At 27.6% G+C, this 15,469-nt stretch carries 18 protein-coding genes; 2 read left to right on the top strand and 16 right to left on the bottom strand.

Features of this window, described 5'->3' with window-relative positions; all coding sequences use genetic code 11:
• Positions 1 to 53 precede the first annotated feature (53 nt).
• Positions 54 to 509: a protein-tyrosine phosphatase family protein gene (locus tag AACT_RS01690; RefSeq protein WP_172124367.1), complete on the top strand. Its 456-nt coding sequence runs from the start codon at positions 54 to 56 to the stop codon at positions 507 to 509.
• Positions 510 to 541: 32 nt separating this feature from the next.
• Here the strand turns inward: AACT_RS01690 and arsA are convergent, their stop codons facing one another.
• From arsA to AACT_RS01735, 9 genes are all read right to left on the bottom strand, one after another.
• Positions 542 to 2,272: an arsenical pump-driving ATPase gene (gene arsA / locus AACT_RS01695; protein WP_172124369.1), complete on the bottom strand. Its 1,731-nt coding sequence runs from the start codon at positions 2,270 to 2,272 to the stop codon at positions 542 to 544.
• A 1-nt stretch (position 2,273) separates the two neighbouring features.
• Positions 2,274 to 2,597, bottom strand: a complete 324-nt coding sequence (gene arsD, locus AACT_RS01700) for an arsenite efflux transporter metallochaperone ArsD (protein WP_172124371.1) — start codon at positions 2,595 to 2,597, stop codon at positions 2,274 to 2,276.
• A gap of 23 nt (positions 2,598 to 2,620) precedes the next feature.
• On the bottom strand, positions 2,621 to 3,046 hold the full coding sequence (locus AACT_RS01705) for an arsenate reductase ArsC (RefSeq protein WP_172124373.1): 426 nt from the start codon (positions 3,044 to 3,046) through the stop codon (positions 2,621 to 2,623).
• Between the two features lie 15 nt (positions 3,047 to 3,061).
• Positions 3,062 to 3,535, bottom strand: a complete 474-nt coding sequence (locus AACT_RS01710) for an arsenate reductase ArsC (RefSeq protein ID WP_172124375.1) — start codon at positions 3,533 to 3,535, stop codon at positions 3,062 to 3,064.
• A 21-nt stretch (positions 3,536 to 3,556) separates the two neighbouring features.
• A complete protein-coding gene (locus tag AACT_RS01715) occupies positions 3,557 to 4,807 on the bottom strand; it encodes an arsenic transporter (RefSeq protein ID WP_172124377.1) in 1,251 nt (416 codons plus the stop codon).
• Entirely contained in the window at positions 4,804 to 5,163 is a 360-nt protein-coding gene (locus tag AACT_RS01720; protein WP_172124379.1) for a gamma-glutamylcyclotransferase family protein, read from the bottom strand. Before AACT_RS01720 ends, AACT_RS01715 begins: the two co-directional genes overlap by 4 nt.
• On the bottom strand, positions 5,160 to 5,480 hold the full coding sequence (locus tag AACT_RS01725) for an ArsR/SmtB family transcription factor (protein WP_172124381.1): 321 nt from the start codon (positions 5,478 to 5,480) through the stop codon (positions 5,160 to 5,162). The genes AACT_RS01720 and AACT_RS01725 overlap by 4 nt, the downstream gene beginning before the upstream one ends.
• Positions 5,481 to 5,565: 85 nt before the next feature.
• The gene (locus AACT_RS01730; protein WP_172124383.1) at positions 5,566 to 6,279 is read right to left on the bottom strand and encodes an LrgB family protein; all 714 of its coding nucleotides are present in this window, start codon (positions 6,277 to 6,279) and stop codon (positions 5,566 to 5,568) included.
• Positions 6,269 to 6,622, bottom strand: coding sequence for a CidA/LrgA family protein (locus AACT_RS01735; RefSeq protein WP_172124385.1), 354 nt, complete (start codon positions 6,620 to 6,622; stop codon positions 6,269 to 6,271). Before AACT_RS01735 ends, AACT_RS01730 begins: the two co-directional genes overlap by 11 nt.
• Positions 6,623 to 6,728: 106 nt before the next feature.
• On the opposite strand from AACT_RS01735, the gene AACT_RS01740 reads away from it, so the two are divergent.
• Positions 6,729 to 9,194: a transporter substrate-binding domain-containing diguanylate cyclase gene (locus AACT_RS01740; RefSeq protein WP_172124387.1), complete on the top strand. Its 2,466-nt coding sequence runs from the start codon at positions 6,729 to 6,731 to the stop codon at positions 9,192 to 9,194.
• Here the strand turns inward: AACT_RS01740 and AACT_RS01745 are convergent.
• The 7 genes from AACT_RS01745 to AACT_RS01775 all read right to left on the bottom strand — a co-directional run bounded on the left by AACT_RS01745 (position 9,191) and on the right by AACT_RS01775 (position 15,461).
• Positions 9,191 to 9,898: a glutamine amidotransferase gene (locus AACT_RS01745; RefSeq protein ID WP_172124389.1), complete on the bottom strand. Its 708-nt coding sequence runs from the start codon at positions 9,896 to 9,898 to the stop codon at positions 9,191 to 9,193. The two genes, AACT_RS01740 and AACT_RS01745, sit on opposite strands and share 4 nt — an antisense overlap.
• Before the next feature lie 133 nt (positions 9,899 to 10,031).
• Positions 10,032 to 10,424, bottom strand: coding sequence for a tautomerase (locus tag AACT_RS01750; protein WP_172124391.1), 393 nt, complete (start codon positions 10,422 to 10,424; stop codon positions 10,032 to 10,034).
• Between the two features lie 12 nt (positions 10,425 to 10,436).
• The gene (locus tag AACT_RS01755) at positions 10,437 to 11,288 is read right to left on the bottom strand and encodes an NAD(P)-dependent oxidoreductase (RefSeq protein WP_172124393.1); all 852 of its coding nucleotides are present in this window, start codon (positions 11,286 to 11,288) and stop codon (positions 10,437 to 10,439) included.
• A 140-nt stretch (positions 11,289 to 11,428) separates the two neighbouring features.
• Complete coding sequence (tkt, locus tag AACT_RS01760; protein WP_172124395.1) at positions 11,429 to 13,345, bottom strand: transketolase; 1,917 nt, start codon at positions 13,343 to 13,345, stop codon at positions 11,429 to 11,431.
• A 173-nt stretch (positions 13,346 to 13,518) separates the two neighbouring features.
• On the bottom strand, positions 13,519 to 13,992 hold the full coding sequence (locus AACT_RS01765; protein WP_346726259.1) for a tetratricopeptide repeat protein: 474 nt from the start codon (positions 13,990 to 13,992) through the stop codon (positions 13,519 to 13,521).
• A 6-nt stretch (positions 13,993 to 13,998) separates the two neighbouring features.
• Positions 13,999 to 14,451, bottom strand: coding sequence for a tetratricopeptide repeat protein (locus AACT_RS01770; protein WP_172124399.1), 453 nt, complete (start codon positions 14,449 to 14,451; stop codon positions 13,999 to 14,001).
• Between the two features lie 17 nt (positions 14,452 to 14,468).
• The gene (locus tag AACT_RS01775) at positions 14,469 to 15,461 is read right to left on the bottom strand and encodes a hypothetical protein (protein WP_172124401.1); all 993 of its coding nucleotides are present in this window, start codon (positions 15,459 to 15,461) and stop codon (positions 14,469 to 14,471) included.
• Between the last annotated feature and the right edge of the window lie 8 nt (positions 15,462 to 15,469).

Raw genomic sequence — 15,469 nt, forward strand, 5'->3', positions numbered from 1 at the left:
GATATATTAATTTAATTTTGCTATTATTATATTAATATTAACAAAGGAAAAAAATGCATAATAATTTACACATCTCAAAACTTTGGAATGTACTACCTAATAAATTGTATGGTATGCCTGCTCCAGAAAAAAAAGATTTACAAAATCTTTCTGATAAAAAAATTAAATCAATTGTTTGTTTGCTTGAAGATAATAGCAATATAGAAGATTATAATACAAATGGTTTTGAAAGTTTATGGCTTCCAGTTCCAGATGACAAAGCACCTACTTTTGAACAAGTAGAAAAATTAGTAGAGTTTGTTGATGAGCAAATTCAAAAAAATAATCCAGTTGCTATTCATTGCCAAGGTGGGAAAGGAAGAACCGGGACTTTAATAGCTTCTTATTTAATATCAAAAGGTACATCATATGAGGAAGCTATGGAGAAAATCGAACTTAATCAAGCAAATGCTATAAAAAAAGATTTTCAAATAAATTTTTTAAAAGAGCTTTCTAAAAAAGTAAGATAAAAGTCCTAAATTTAGGACTTTTATTAATATGTTTAATTTTTATCCCAGGCTTTAATCAAAGTCTTAAAGCTTAAACTCTCTTTTATCTCTTTAATATATTTGATCTCATTTAATGCTTTTTGACAAAGTAAATTATTTGAACTATTTGTTAGAGCAAAACTTCTATTAATTACCCAAGCGTAAGGTTTTATTCCCGCTCTTTTTAAATCTTCTTGCAAATCTTTTGCTTCATGTGTTGGTGTGGCTTCTGGTAGAGTAACTAATAAAATCTTAGTATATTTTTCATCTTTTATTCTAGGTAAAAGTTCAATTAAATCCTCTTCTAAAGCATCATTCTTATTTTTTAAAACTTCTTTATGATAAGCTTGTGATGCATCAAGTAAAAGTAAAGTATGACCTGTTGGTGCGGTATCAAGGACTACAAAACTATTCTTTGCTTTAGATACAGTTTTTGCAAAAGCTTTAAATACAGCTATTTCTTCAATACATGGAGCACTTAACTCCTCTTTTAAAAGAGCCATATCTTCATTTGAAATTTTTCCTTCATTTAGAGCAATTACTTCATCTACATGTTTTTGTGTCTCAATTTTTGGATCAATTTTTTCAATTGTAAGATTTTCATTTGTTTTAGAAACATACTCTAAATGTGAGGCTGGATCTGTAGTAGAAAGTACAATTTTATGCCCTCTTTTTGCTAATTCTAAAGCAATATTTGAAGCAATTGTAGTTTTCCCAACTCCACCTTTTCCCATAGTCATAATCAAACCATTTTTATCATTTTCAAAATCTTCTATTAAACTATCCCAAGAATATATATCTTCTAAAATAGTTTTTAAAGAGTTTTGCAATTGTTCTTTTACATCTGAATACTCTTTTGGAGTGATATTATCTATTATATTATTTAAAGCTTCAAGCCCAACTGCACCATTTGGATAAAAACCAATAGTTGTTTTTGCTAGATTTGATATTATTTCATCAAGATTTTCTAAAGCTTTTTTTGATTTTTTTTCAAAACTTTTTGCAATTTCATCTTCATCATTTGCTCTAAAAACTCCATTTATAATTAAATGTTGATTTTTTATTCCTTGATTTGCTAACTCATGTGAAGCTTTTGAGGCTTCTATTAATGACAATTCTTCAGCCCTTGAAACTAAAATCAATAAGGTTTTATCTGCATTTTTTAGATTTTCCACCACATTTTCATAAAGTTTTTTATTATGACTTAAACCTGAAACTGCACCCAAACATGAACTTCCAGTACTATTATCTTCTATAAAACTATTCCAAGCACTTGGAAGTTTTAGAAGTCTTAGAGTATGCCCTGTTGGTGCAGTATCTAAAATAATATGCTCATAATTCTTTGAAATATCAATATCACCAACATATTTTGAAAATTCATTAAATCCTGCAATTTCAACCGTACAAGCACCGCTTAGTTGCTCTTCCATTTGCTCAATGGCACTTTGTGGTAAAACTCCTCTAAATGGAGCTACCATTTTCTCTTTGTATTCATGTGCTGCAACTACTGGATTTATATTCATTGCTTCAAGATTTTCAACACCATTTATTTTCGTTGGTATACTTTTTAGTTTAGTTTCTAAAACTTCATCCAAATTTGAAGCCGGATCAGTTGAAATAAGTAATACTTTTTTACCTTCTTTTGCAAGAGCAAGAGAAATAGCACAAGACATGGAAGTTTTACCAACTCCTCCTTTTCCTGTAAAAAAGAGGAATTGTGGTATTTTTTCTATTAAATTTTTCATATTAAAATTTTGCTACAAAAGAGCCTAAACCCATTTTTGAACTAAGGCTTGGAACACTTGGATAGTCACCTTCAAATAAAAGTTCCTCATCCAAAAATATTAAAGGTAAAACTTCAACACCCTTTTCATTTAGTAATCTTGCTACTTCCTTATTTGATACATATTCACTTGGCTCTGTACTTAAGCCAAATCTTTTTACTTTAAATTTAGTTTTATCTAAACTATTTATAAAGTTAGCTAATTGCACTAGTTTTGTATCTACACTTGTTCCACAAACACCTGTAGGACAACACATAGCAGGGTCATAAATTTTTAAAATTTTCATTAAGCTAAAGCCTCGATAACTTTTCACAGAAAGTTTTTATCATCATCCAATGATAAAACCGCATTTGCTACTTTTGGAAGTAATACTTCTTCAATCTCTTTATAAGTATCTTCAAATGCTTCAAAACCTTTTCCATCTGGATCTTCAAATCCTACGTGAATAACTTTCACTGCTTTTGGAAACATAGGACAAGTTTCATTTGCATGGTCACACACAGTTACTACTAAATCATAAGCATTATCTATTACTTTATCAATAGTTTTTGAATGATATTCACTTTTCCAAATTCCTTTTTCTTCAAGTAATTTTTGAGCATTTGGATTTACTCTTCCACTTGCTTTTACTCCACTACTATCAGCACTGATTCCATCTAATTTTGCATTAATTAATGCTTCTGCAATAATACTTCTACAAGAATTTCCTGTACATAAAATTAAAACTTTTTTCATAAAATATTCCTTTTTTTATTGATTTACATGCCATGATTCTGGAAATCCAGATTTTATATGTTGTTCTTTTACAAGCTCTGCAAACTGTAAAACATTTACTTTTAACTCATCTTTTGACTGGATAACTTTTGCTTTTTTCTCTTCATAATTCCCATCACATGCTGGACTTGAAATATTCCAATGTAAAACTCCATCAAGACCAGGAAAAATTGGACAAGCCTCTTTTTTCGCTTCGTCACAAACAGTTATTACATAATGAAAATGTAATCCTTGTTTAAAATATTCTATTACACTATTTGTAGTATATGATGATATATCCATATTTTCAGATTCAAGTATTACTTCAACAGCCATTGGGTTTAAAACCCCTGCATTTACACCTGCACTTAAAACCTCAAAATCCTCTCCACCATATTTTGATAATAAAGCTTGAGCCATTTGGCTTCTTGTCGTGTTGTGACTACATATAAATAAAACCTTAGTTTTCAACTATTTTCTCCTATTAAATTTTTAAATTGCTAAAAGTACTAATAATAGTACGGGTGGTGTGATAATTAAACCAAATTTACTGTATTGAGCAAAAGATATTTTCACACCTTTTTTTGCCAAAACATGAAGCCATAATAGCGTAGCAAGGCTACCAAATGGTGTCATTTTTGGTCCAAGATTACATCCAACTATATTTGCATAAATCATTGCTTGATTTCCTATATCATGCATTGCTATATCCATAATCATAATTGTTGGCATATTGTTCATAATAGCACTTAAAAAAGCTGCTATAAATCCAGTTCCAACAACCGCAATAGTATCACCTCTTAAACTTAAATCTTTTAAAACTATTGTTAGATAATCCGTAAGTCCTGCATTTTTAAGTCCATAAACAACTATATAAAGTCCAATACTAAACCAAACAACTTGCCATGGAGCCTCTTTAATTATACGAATTGGCTCTACTGTTTTTGACATTGTTGCAATAATTAAAAATATAATTCCTCCACCTAAAGCAAAAATAGAAATTGGTAAATCATAAGCATCACCAATAAAGTAACCAGCTAATAAAATAGCTAAAAATACCCACGAAAAATAAAATAGTTTCATATTTTTTATTACACTTTTTGGATCTTTTAATAAAGATATATCAACTGTTTTTGGAATATCTTTTCGTAAAAGTAACCATAAAAAAAGTATTGAAACTACAACACTTACAATAAAAGGAATAATCATATTTAAAAAATATTCTACAAATCCAATACTAAAATAATTAGCTGTAACTATATTTGTAAGGTTTGAAAATACAAAAGGCAAAGAAGCACTATCGCTTATAAATCCACCTGCTAATAAAAATGCAACTATTGTTTTTATATTCAATTGTAATATTCTCATTTTAGCAAGTAAAATAGGAGTTAAAATAAGTGCCGCTCCATCATTTGCGAATAAAGCTGAAACAAAAGCTCCAAGTAAAATAGAATAGATAAACATTTTAAGTCCATCTCCATTTGAAAATTTCGCCATTTTTAAAGCTGCCCACTCAAAAAAACCAATCTCATCTAAAACCATAGATAAAATTATAATTCCTATAAAAGCGAGTGTTGCATCCCAAACTATGTTTGTAACAGTTAATACATCAGTAAAGCTAACAACTCCTAGAACTAAAGCTACGATTGCTCCAACAACAGCTGTCGTTCCAATTTGTAGATTTTTTGGTTGCCATATCACAAATATAAGTGTGATTATAAAAATAGAACTTGCAAGTATCATAGGTCTGACTCTTTTATTTCATCATTTGTAGCTTTTAATTCATAAATAAAAGTATCAATATCAATTTCATCATATCTTTCAACTGTTACTTCTTTACGTTCAAACTCTAAGCCCTCAAACTCATCTAATTTTTCCCAATGGTTTATTAAATTATCTGAATAAAATAAAAATCCATGAACTGTATCCCCATTAGTGTCTAGCTTAATCCCAGGATATCCCATACTAGCACTCCAACCTGCATCTTTTAGATAACCTCTTACAGTTGCTGGTACAAATTTTCCTACGATATTTTCCAGAACATGACCATTTGGACAGTTTGGCATTAAAGTTCCATATACAAAAAGTGTCTCTTTCAATTGTTTTCCTTTGTTTCACAAGCTTTTTTTAAAACTGGTAATTCTATTTGTAAAGTATTAATCTCTTTTATACAAGAGTTTCTAAACTCATCAAGGGGAAAACGAACACTATAATAAGCCCATCTTCCTTCCCTTTGAACATTTAAAAATCCTGCTTCTTTTAAGATTTTTAAATGTCTTGAAAGTCTTGATTGAATCATATCAAATGAATTTTCCAAATCACAAACACAACATTTACCATTTATATTTATAAATTTAAGTAGTTTTACTCTTGTTTCATCATTTAAGGCACTAGTTGTTTTTAAAAATATATCCATATTAGTTCCTTCTTTTTTAAAACTATATCATAATTAAATTAATATATCAAGATATCTTGATGTATTAATTTAAAATATTTGATAATTACTTAAAAAAAGTAATTATCATAGGAAGAAAAACAGCTGTAAATATTCCACTAAGTCCCATTGCAAGTGCTGAAAAAGCAGCGGCTTTTTCACTTATTTCAATGGCCCTTGCAGTACCAATTCCATGTGATACCAAACCAAGTGCAAAACCTTTTGAAGTATCATATTTTATATTTATAAGTTTAAAAACAATTGTTCCAAACAAAGCCCCTATAATTCCAGTTATTAAAACAAATCCAACAGCCAATGATGGAATAGCACCTATTTGCTCTGATGTTATAATTGCAATCGGAGCAGTTATTGATTTTGTAGTCATTGATAAAATTGTTGGAAGTTCTGCTCCAAAAATCCATAATAAAGACACTGCAATTGCTATTGAAAAAATACCTGCAATAAAAAGAGTAAGAACTATTGGAATAAAAAGTGATTTTATATATTTTAGATTTTTATATAAGGGTAAAGCCAAGGCGACAGTTGCAGGGCCCAAGAAAAAGTGAATAATTTCAACACTCTTAAAATACTCTTCAAAAGATGTATTTGTATATATTATTAAACTTAAAAGTATCACATAAGCTATAATTATTGGTTGTAATAGTGTGTGTTTATTAAACTTTTCATAGATTATGATTCCTAGTTTAAAAGCAGCTAATGTTAAAATCAACCATGTAAGGGGAGTTGAATGTATATAATTTATTAATGCATCATAATTCATTTTTTTCCCCTTTAATAGTAAGATAATCCATAAATTTTGCACTAAAAGCCAAAGCTACAATCGTTCCCACAAATAAAGCAATTGCAATTGCCCAAAACTCTTTTGTAATAATATCAATTTGAGTAATTATTCCCATAGCAGCAGGTATAAATAAAAGTGGCAAATATCTTAAATGCAAAGCAACTGCATTATCAAGACTAATAAAACTTCCTTTTCTAACTAATAAAAACAACAATAATAAAATCATACCAATAACAGGTCCAGGCACTAAGAGTTCAAAAAACTTAGCAATACACTCCCCTAAAAATTGGAAGAACAATAAAACAATAATACCTTTTAACATATAAATCCTTTTAATAATTTGTACTATACTAAAATTTCTCTTAGGATAAAAAGTTAAAGATTTTAAATAATTGTTATATAATTAAGTATATAACATAAGGTTTAATATGTACAGATTTTTTATTAGTTTAATATTTTGTTTATTATTTGTTCAAAATACATTTTCTTCTGAAATAGAAGCAATAAGTAACAATACAAAACAAAATATCGACAACCTTTCTTTACAATTAAAATATCTAGTTCAAGACCATCAAGATAATAAAAAAGAGATAAATAACATTTTAAATCTTTATTATCAACATCACGAAAAAATTCAAGCTTTTGAGATTGTTTATAAAAATAAATATATTTATAGCTCATATAAAAATGATTCTACAATTATTATTAATGATGATTCTCTTTTTTTTGATATAAAAGAAAATTTAGAAACTTATGAAAAAGATATTTTGGACAATAAAAACAATTCTCTAGGAAAACTAATAGTATATTTCAAAAAAGAAATTGACTTTACTCCTGAAGAATTAGCTTATTTAAAAAATAAAAAGATTATAAGAATTCAAAATGACTCAGATTTAGCTCCTTATAATTTTAATGAAAATGCAATTGCAAAAGGTTATTCTATAGATTATATGAATTTAATTGCAAATAAATTAGCAATACAAGTAGACTACCAAAATGTTATTTGGAATGAAGCTATGAATATGCTTGAAAATAATCAATTAGATCTAATGGTTAATGTATTAAAATCAAAAGAAAGAGAAGATAGATTTTTATTTTCTGATATACCTTACAGATTATCCACTGTAGCTATGGTTTCTAGAATATCAGAAAAAGAGTATAACTCTTTTTCTGAACTAGATGGGAAAACAATAGCTTTAGTAAAGGGCTATTATACTTATGAGAAAGTAAAAAGAGATTTTCCTAAGATTAATATATATTCTACTAATAACTCTTTAGAAACAATAACTGCCGTCTCGTTAAAAAAAGCAGATCTTACATATGGAATAAGGGATGTTTTAGAATATAACATTAATAAAAATTTTATTTCCAATCTTAAAATTACAGAAAGTATTGAGAATGAAAATAATTTTGGTTTTTATTTTGCTTATAATAAAGAAAATAGTGTTTTAAAATCAATTATTTCAAAAGCTGAAAAATTAATATCAAAAAATGAAATTGAAAAATTAAATAATAAATGGTTTAATAAACTTCAATCATTAGAAAATAATAGTAAAAATTTCTTATTTACTCAAGAAGAAATATCTTATTTAGGAAAAAAGAAAAATATCACCATGTGTGTTGATCCTAACTTTTTACCATATGAAGAAATTACAGAAAAAGGGAATTACAGTGGAATAATCTCAGATATAATTAATCAATTAAATAAAAATACCAATATTAAATTTCAACTAAATATCACTACTTCTTGGGAAGAATCATATGAACTTGTAAAAAATAAAAGATGTGATATATTACCTTTTACCCTCCAAACAAAAAGTAGAGAAGAGTATTTTAACTTCACTCAACCCTACTTAAATTTCCCAATAGTAATAGCTACAAAAGATAGTGAATCTTTTATTAATTCATTAAAAGAAATTCAAAATAAAAAAATAGCTTTAATTAAAAATTTTGCTTTAATTGAAATAATTAAATATTCATATCCTAATATTCAAATAATAGAAGTTAGAAATGCAAAAGAAGGACTAGAAAAAGCAAGTTCTAAAGATGCTTATGCATATATTGACTCTATGCCAACAGTAGCATATATAAAACAAAAATATAATATTCAAGATATTAAAATTAGTGGGAAAATATCAGATGAATTTTTAGTTAGAATTGCTGTAAGAAATGATGAAATGATTCTACAAAACATATTAAATAAAGCTATAAATTCGTTAAAAGAGGAAGATAAAGAAAGAATAGTTAATAAGTGGCTTACCCTTGTAAAAGAAAAGCAATTTAACACAAAGGTCTTTATTCAAATTGTTATCTTGATTATTATAATTTTTGTATCAATAATAACTGCTTTAATATATCGTTCAAATATAAAATTGAATGCTTTAAATAAAGAGCTAAGAAAATTATCTCAAACAGATAAACTAACCTCACTTTATAACAGAGTAAAATTAGATTTTATTTTAGAAAAAGAGATCAAATTTTCACAAAGATACAACTCAGCTTTAACATTAGCAATTGTAGATATAGATTTATTTAAAAATATAAATGATACTTATGGACATACAATTGGTGATATTATTTTAAAAGAGTTTGCAAATATTTTATCAAAAAACATTAGAGAAACTGACTATGTTGGAAGATGGGGTGGTGAAGAATTTTTACTAATTTTCACCCATACCCAAAGCCAAAATGCTCAAATAATTGCAGAAAACTTAAGAAAAATCATAGAACAATATGATTTTTCTAATAAAATAAAATTAACTGCAAGTTTTGGTATATATGAATGTAAAGATCAAAATCCTACTAAATGTTTATCAAAAGCAGATAAGGCATTATATGAAGCAAAAAATTCAAGTAGAAATTGCGTAAGAGTTTTCATTGATAAACAAAATTAATAGTTTGAGGCTTTTACTACATTTACAAAAAGTTTTATAATTTCATTTGAATAATTACTTTGTTTTACTTTTTTTAATAATCTATTTTTTTCTTCGTCATTGTTTTTTAATACCTCTTTTATATATCCTCTCATCACATTTTCATCATATTCAGGATGAAACTGAACTCCCCAAGCATTTTCACCGACTCTAAAAGCATGATTTTGCTCATGATTATTTGAAGCTAGTAAAACTGCATTTTTAGGTAAAGATATTGCACTTTGAGAATGAACAACATGAACATCAAAAGAAGAAGGCAAATATTTAAAAATATCATCACTAAGAGCTTCTTTTGAAACAGATATATTAACAGTTCCTAATTCTATTCCTTTTGGATGATAATCAACCTTTGCCCCTAAACTTTTAGCTAAAAGTTGATGTCCATAACAAATTCCTAAAAATGGAATTTTTGCAAGAATAACTTCTTTTATAAATATTTCTAACTTTAAACTCCAAGGAAGTTCTTGAGTAACCATGGCATGTGAGCCTGTAATTATTACACCCAAACAATCATTTAAAGATGGTATTTCTTCATTATTTTGAATATCAATAATTTTAATATTTTCATAATTTATATATTTTAAAATCCAATCTTCAAAATCAACATGTTCACTAATAATAGTGTCAAAAGTTTTTCCAGCTTTTATAATAAATAGTTTTTTCATAAATTACCTTTGAATTATATAAGGTATATTAACAGTAAAATAATTTATTGTTAATTCTATATTGTAGATTATTTATACAAATATTGAAGAAAAAAATAGCTTAATCAAAATTTATAATTAAGCTTTTTTTATTTTAAGCAAGCGGGTCTTCACCTGTTTCCCAAGAGGCTAAATATTTTTCAACTAAATGAAAATCTTCACCTTTGTGTTCCGTAAAAGTGATATACTGATTTTTTTGATTTATTCCAAAATTCTCTTTTACAATCTCCATATATGCAAGAGCTAACTCTCGTCTTTTTTCAATTGTTCTGCCCTCTCTAATATCAAGGTTCATTAAACAAATATCATCAGTAAAAGAGGCTCTTCCAATTGTTAAAGAGTATTTATCATACTCTCTAATTGATATTGCAATATGATCAACTCCAGTATCCATAATCTCACTAAAAGTTTTTCTTATTTCATTTACAAACTCTTCTTTTGAATCATCTGATACTTTTTTATTTATTTCAAACTGTAAATGTGGCATGCATTATCCTTTTTATTTTTTAAACAACTGATATATCGAAGAAAAATCTTCTTCCCCTTTACCCATCATTTTCATTTTAGAAAACAGCTCCTTAGGAATTGCTGCACTATAAAGTGGTAATTTCAAATTATATGCTAAATCTTGTAATAAATGCAAATCTTTATTTATTGCATTATTTGAAAAATGTGCAGAAAAATCTTCATCAATTAGTTTTTGTGTTTTTGCTTTTAAAACAAGAGATTGTCCGCCACCAACACCTAAGATTTGTAAAGCCTTAGCTTTTGGAATTTCACAATTTTCAGCTAATGCAGTACATTCAGCAAGGGTAGCCATAAATGAACCTAAGCATAAATTATTTATAAGTTTCATTTTTGTAGCACTTGAAGGTGCCTCTAAGTGAAATATTTCTACAGCAATTTTTTCTAAAATTGGTTTTACATTTTCAAATACTTCTGTTTTTCCAGAACTTACAACCGTTAATGCTCCACTTAATGCAGGTGCAACACTTCCAAATACTGGATTTTCAAGATAATTTGCACCAATATCATTTACCATTTTATGAAATTTTAAAACATCTTCATAATGATTTGTAGTTAAATCAATAATTGTTTTACCTTTTAACTCATCACATAATATTCCATTTTCACCACTTAAAATATTTTCAACCGCAGGTGAATCAAATAGACATAAAAAAATAACATCACACTCTTTTAAAATATCTTTTGGAGTATTTACTATTTTGTACGGTAAATCTTTGATTTTATCTTTGTTTCTATTATAAACAATTAGTTCATCCCCAAGTGATGATAGTCTAGAACAAATTGCAGTTCCCAGATTTCCAAGTCCTATAAATCCTATTTTCATAAGTTCTCCTATATTTTATTTATATTTATAGAAGTATTATAAGTGCTTAATATTAAAAAAAGATGATATTTAATAAGAAAGTTTAAATTTGTAGTTTAAAAAGAAAAATAGATGAGAAAAACTCATCTATTTTAAAAGAATTATTTCTTGAAGTCAGCAATAATATTAGCTTTTAATTTAGGAATTGTAAATCCAAATTCTTCAAATAAATCATTAGCAGGTCCGCTAGCTCCAAATGTATCCATTCCAAATACTTTATGTGCAAATCTATAATACTCTAAACCTCGAGCAGCTTCAACAGCATATACTCTTGTATTTTTATCAATAATTTGAGCGATATAAGACTCATCTTGCTCTAATAATAGATCAAAACAAGGAACAGAAACAACATTTGCAATAATTCCTTCTTCTTCTAAAGAACAAGCCGTTTGAAGTGCAAGCATTAATTCAGATCCAGATGCCATAATAGTAATATTTGCATTTTCTCTTTTTTTAAGTAAATATCCGCCATTTGCAACGCTTCCAAATGCTTTTTCATCTTTTAATACTTTTAATCCTTGTCTTGAACATACAAATGCTGTAGGAGCATTCATTTTAAGTGCAACTTTCCAAGAATCAACATTCTCTGTAGCATCAGCTGGTCTAAATGTATAGAAGTTTGGTAAAGCTCTAAACTGAGATAAATGCTCAATTGGTTGGTGAGTTGGTCCATCTTCTCCAACACCAATTGAATCATGTGTCCAAATGAAGTGTTGAGGAATAGAAGCAAGTGCTGCGATTCTAGCTGCTGGTTTTAAGTAATCAGAAAATACAAAGAAAGTAGCTGAATAAACTCTAAATAAACCATATAAGTTCATTGCATTTGTCATAGCTGCCATTGCATGTTCTTTAATACCAAAGTGAATATTTCTTCCATTTGGGAAATCACCCTCACCTTTTAATTCTGTTTTATTAGAAGGTCCAAGGTCAGCTGATCCTCCTAAGAATCCAGGAACTGCTGCTGCAATTGCATTTAAAATCTTGTGATTTGAATCTCTTGTAGCAACACTAGAATCAGCTTCAAATGTTGGATAAACAACTGAATCAAAATCAGGATTTTGTAATTGAGCAATTTTTGCTTTAGCTTCAGCACTTAAAGAGTCATTCCAGTTATTTTGAGCAACTGAACCAATAACTAACTTGTCAAATGCACCTTTAACATCAGCAGGAACATAGAATTTTTCTTCAGGATTAAATCCAGCTTTCGCTTTTGAAGCTGCAATTTCATCATTTCCAAGAGGAGCTCCATGGGCATGGTGGCTTCCTTCCATAGTAACAGCACCTTTAGCAATTGCTGTTTTTGCAATAATTAATACAGGCATAGTTGATGTTTTTGCAGTAACTAATGCTTTATCAATTTGCTCAAAATTATGTCCATCTATTTCAATAACTTCAAAATCAATAGCTTGGAATCTTTTTTTAACATTTTCACTCCATGCTAAAGAAGTATCACCTTCAATTGTAATATTATTTGAATCATAAATAATTACTAAGTTATCAAGTTTTAAATGTCCTGCACTTGCAGTTGCTTCATAAGAAATACCTTCTTGTAAATCTCCATCACCACATAAACAATAAACTTTATGATTAATAACTTCTTTCCCTAAAATATTTTGAGCATATTTTCCAGCTGCAGCAAAACCAACAGCATTTGCAATCCCTTGTCCTAAAGGTCCAGTTGTAATTTCAATACCATGAGTATGTCCATATTCTGGATGTCCTGGAGTTTTAGAGTGAGTTTGTCTAAAGTTTTTCATATCATTTACAGATACATTAAATCCCCAAAGATGTAATAATGAATAAACTAATCCAGTAGCATGACCACCTGAAAACACCAATCTATCTCTATTTAGCCATTTCTCATCAGCTGGGTTAACATTTAAATGCTTACTTAATACTGTTGCAATATCTGCTAAACCCATTGGAGCACCTGGATGTCCTGAGTTTGCTTGTTGAACCATATCTGCTGCTAAAAATCTGATAGTATCTGCTTGTTTTTGTAGTAATTGTTTTGACATAATTATCCTATTTGAAAATGAAGTTTTGTAATTTTTACAAAATTGTATCTAAACTTCGTTAAATACAATATGAAGTAATGGCATATAAATAGCCTGAATAGTTGCTAAAATTAATATGTTATTATAAAAAATAATTTTTTTGTTTTTAAAGTGATAATTTAAATTAATTAATACTATCTAATATTATTTAATTTAAAAAAATTCTCAGCTCTTTTATAACCTTTATCTTTTGCTTCTCTTATATATTTAATCCCTTTGTCCACATCTTTTTGCACTCCATAACCATGATAGTAATATAAACCTACATGATAAATTGCACTTGTGCTATTTAATTGGGCAGCTTTTTCATACCAATAAAAAGATTTTTCATAATTTAAAGACGTTTCATTTCCTTTACCATATAAATCAGCTAATCTTAACATCGATGGTAAGTTGTTTTGCTCTGCTGCTTTTGTAAATAATACTATAGCTTTTTCAACATCTTTGCTTACACCATCTGCACTTAAATACATCATTGCTAAATTTGCTTGAGCTACAGGATTTGAAGCATCTGCTGCTTTTGTAAACCAATAAAGTGCTTGTTCTTTATCTGTTTTAGTTCCTCTTCCCATATAATACATTTTTGCCAAGTTATTCTGTGCAATTATTACACCTTATAAAGAAGCTTTTGTATACCATGCAAATGCCTCTTTAACTTTTTCTTCACTTGTGCTTGAATCATACATCATTGCAAGATTAAGTTGAGCAAGGGGATAATTAGCTTCAGCAGATAATTTGTACCATTTTTCTGCTAACACTAAATCTTTTTTTACTTCTTCACCTAAAAAATACATATGAGCAAGATTATTTTGTGCAGCAGAATTTCCGTTTAATGCAGATTTTTCATACCAAAAAAAAGCTAATTTATTGTTTTTAGTTACACCTATTCCTTTATAATTCATTAGTGCTATATTGTATTGCGCATTTGCATCATCATCAAGAGCTAACTGACTATATTGTTCATATGCTTCAATATAATTTTTTTTATTAAAATTCTCAGTAGCTTCATCAAAAGTTACTCCATATAAAGTTGTAATAAATAATAATATATATGCTGTTAATTTCATAAAGTGCTCCTTTTAATTTACTGCTTTTTTTCTTCTGACTTAAACTCAAATTCACTATTTTCTTTTAAATCACTACTTTCTGAAATGATTTTTTCTAAATTAGTATTTTCATTTTGAGGTTTTACATTTACGATTTTTTCTAAATCTTGTTTAAATTTATTCATTTGCTTATCAACATCTAGTAATTCACCCTCTTTTAAATTTGAGAATCCTAACTTTTCTGGGATTGCAGCATCTTGTGTTTTTGCTACTTTTGCTTTCTTTTGTGCTTCTGTTTCAAAAATTTCATCTGTCATAAGTGGTGTTAATAAATATGTATCTTCGATATTTTCTTTTTGATTAAAGATATCATCATCTGTTTTTTCTAAACTTAAACCAGTTGTTTTGTAAATATCAGCTTTTACTGTATCAATTGTATTTTTATTAATTTCTTGCTCAGATATTAAAATATTTTTTTGAATATATTTATTATCAGGAATTGAAGTTATAAAATAATCACTACAAAAATCATATTCAATAATATTATCAAAACTATCTAAGGCTACATCAGTAAAATATTTATTACATTCTTGCCAATCTTTTTTTAAGCCCAATAAATAATCTAATCTATCCCAAAAAAGTTTAACTATATTTTTATCAATACTTTTAATTTCATTTTCATTTAAACCATCTCTTCTAATCACTATTAGATTAGCTCTAGTTTCTTTTTCCGTTTCATATAATTCTAATTGCCATTTATCTAAAATAATATCACCTGAGATAACATTGTATTCAAAGATTATTTTGCTTACTTCTAGTTTATTTCTATATGAATCAATCACAAAACTTTTATCTTTATTATTTTCATTTGAAATAGTAAAAAGTATTTTAGCAGCATCAAAAACTGCATTTTTTGAAATATTTGGATAATTCTTTTTTGCTACAATAATATTTTTTGATGCATCAATATCTTGTTTTTGTGAGCAACCTGCGAACACTAGTATTATTAATATAATTATAATTTTATTCATAAAATACC

It is taken from the genome of Arcobacter acticola (assembly GCF_013177675.1).
Taxonomy (GTDB): Bacteria; Campylobacterota; Campylobacteria; order Campylobacterales; family Arcobacteraceae; genus Aliarcobacter; species Aliarcobacter acticola.

Bases quoted from the DNA above. Each gene is read 5' to 3' on its own strand.
- AACT_RS01715 (WP_172124377.1), bottom strand. From the start codon at position 4,807: ATGATACTTGCAAGTTCTATTTTTATAATCACACTTATATTTGTGATA.
- AACT_RS01740 (WP_172124387.1), top strand. From the start codon at position 6,729: ATGTACAGATTTTTTATTAGTTTAATATTTTGTTTATTATTTGTTCAA.
- arsA (WP_172124369.1), bottom strand. From the start codon at position 2,272: ATGAAAAATTTAATAGAAAAAATACCACAATTCCTCTTTTTTACAGGA.
- AACT_RS01705 (WP_172124373.1), bottom strand. From the start codon at position 3,046: ATGAAAAAAGTTTTAATTTTATGTACAGGAAATTCTTGTAGAAGTATT.
- AACT_RS01690 (WP_172124367.1), top strand. From the start codon at position 54: ATGCATAATAATTTACACATCTCAAAACTTTGGAATGTACTACCTAAT.
- AACT_RS01755 (WP_172124393.1), bottom strand. From the start codon at position 11,288: ATGAAAATAGGATTTATAGGACTTGGAAATCTGGGAACTGCAATTTGT.
- AACT_RS01745 (WP_172124389.1), bottom strand. From the start codon at position 9,898: ATGAAAAAACTATTTATTATAAAAGCTGGAAAAACTTTTGACACTATT.
- AACT_RS01735 (WP_172124385.1), bottom strand. From the start codon at position 6,622: ATGTTAAAAGGTATTATTGTTTTATTGTTCTTCCAATTTTTAGGGGAG.
- AACT_RS01730 (WP_172124383.1), bottom strand. From the start codon at position 6,279: ATGAATTATGATGCATTAATAAATTATATACATTCAACTCCCCTTACA.
- AACT_RS01725 (WP_172124381.1), bottom strand. From the start codon at position 5,480: ATGGATATATTTTTAAAAACAACTAGTGCCTTAAATGATGAAACAAGA.
- tkt (WP_172124395.1), bottom strand. From the start codon at position 13,345: ATGTCAAAACAATTACTACAAAAACAAGCAGATACTATCAGATTTTTA.
- arsD (WP_172124371.1), bottom strand. From the start codon at position 2,597: ATGAAAATTTTAAAAATTTATGACCCTGCTATGTGTTGTCCTACAGGT.
- AACT_RS01775 (WP_172124401.1), bottom strand. From the start codon at position 15,461: ATGAATAAAATTATAATTATATTAATAATACTAGTGTTCGCAGGTTGC.
- AACT_RS01770 (WP_172124399.1), bottom strand. From the start codon at position 14,451: ATGAAATTAACAGCATATATATTATTATTTATTACAACTTTATATGGA.
- AACT_RS01750 (WP_172124391.1), bottom strand. From the start codon at position 10,424: ATGCCACATTTACAGTTTGAAATAAATAAAAAAGTATCAGATGATTCA.